This is a genomic window from Romboutsia sp. 13368, assembly GCF_018336475.1.
In the GTDB taxonomy this organism is placed as follows: domain Bacteria; phylum Bacillota; class Clostridia; order Peptostreptococcales; family Peptostreptococcaceae; genus Romboutsia.
In genome coordinates, this window is sequence record NZ_CP048741.1 from 2,200,240 (window position 1) to 2,201,444 (window position 1,205).

Sequence of the window (1,205 nt, forward strand, 5' to 3'; positions counted from 1 at the left end):
ATATTAATATAGTTTAGATTATTTTTCTCAAAATCTATTAAAATTTTTTTAATATTTAAAAAGACTATCTTTTAGAGAAGATAGCCCTTTTTATGATTAATTATTTGATTGCTCGTATTCTTCCTTAGTTGCAGGAACTTTTATTTCTCCTGACTTAACTTTTTCAGCTTCCTTTGTAACGTACTCTAATACATCTGGTGGAACATTTTTGTTACTTGTTGGAGCTATACCAACTCCATCCATAGATAATGTATTAACTATTATTTCTCCACCTTTGTAACTTCCATCAACTACTTTAGTTAATATTTCTTCTACTGAAACATCTATGTTCTTCATAGCTGAAGTTATTACATTATCTGGAGCTAGAGAGTTTTGATCTTGGTCAACACCTATAGCTTTTTTACCATTTTCCTTAGCTGCTTCTATAGCACCTATACCAACTGCACCTGCACAAGTAAATATTATATCAACATTATTTGAATGCATTTGGTTAGCTATAGTTTTTCCTAAAGCTGAATCTGTGAAACTATTTGCATATTGTACCATTACTTCTGCATCTGGGTTAGCTGCTTTAACACCAGCTCTGAACCCGTAATCAAACTTACTTATAACTTCTGATTCCATACCACCTATAAATCCAACTTTATTTGTCTCTGTCATTTTACCAGCTATTAATCCTGTTAAATAAGCTGCTACATTATCTTCATATAATAATGAAGTTACGTTTTCTGGTTGTTCTCCTTCACATACTGAATCTATTAATGCAAATTGTTGTTCTGGATAGTTCTTAGCAGCTTCTGTTATAGCTGGCTCTAACTTAAATCCAACACCTACTATTAAATCCATCTCTTCATCAGCAAACGTATCTATATTTTGAACGTAGTCTGCATCTTGTTTAGACTCTAAATATTTTATTTCTAATTTATCTTTTCCAAGCTTTTCTTGAGCATCTTGGAACCCTTTCCATGCTGATTGGTTAAATGATTCATCATTTACTCCACCAGTATCTGTTATCATACCTACTTTAAATACTTTATCACCGTTATCTGCTGTTGCATCAGAATCTGATTTAGTTCCACATCCTACTAGCATACTAGCACTCATTACTGTAACTAAACCTAAAGCTATAAACTTTTTAAGTTTCATATGTTTCCTCCTAATATTTTTGTTTAATATGTAATATTTAACTTTATTTTACATTATTT

General features: G+C 31.0%; 1 protein-coding gene. It reads right to left on the reverse strand.

All coding sequences use genetic code 11. The annotated features are described in order from the left end of the window. Positions 1-96: 96 nt before the first annotated feature. The gene (locus tag G3997_RS09180) at positions 97-1,146 is read right to left on the reverse strand and encodes a BMP family lipoprotein (protein WP_296645478.1); all 1,050 of its coding nucleotides are present in this window, start codon (positions 1,144-1,146) and stop codon (positions 97-99) included. Positions 1,147-1,205: the final 59 nt, after the last annotated feature.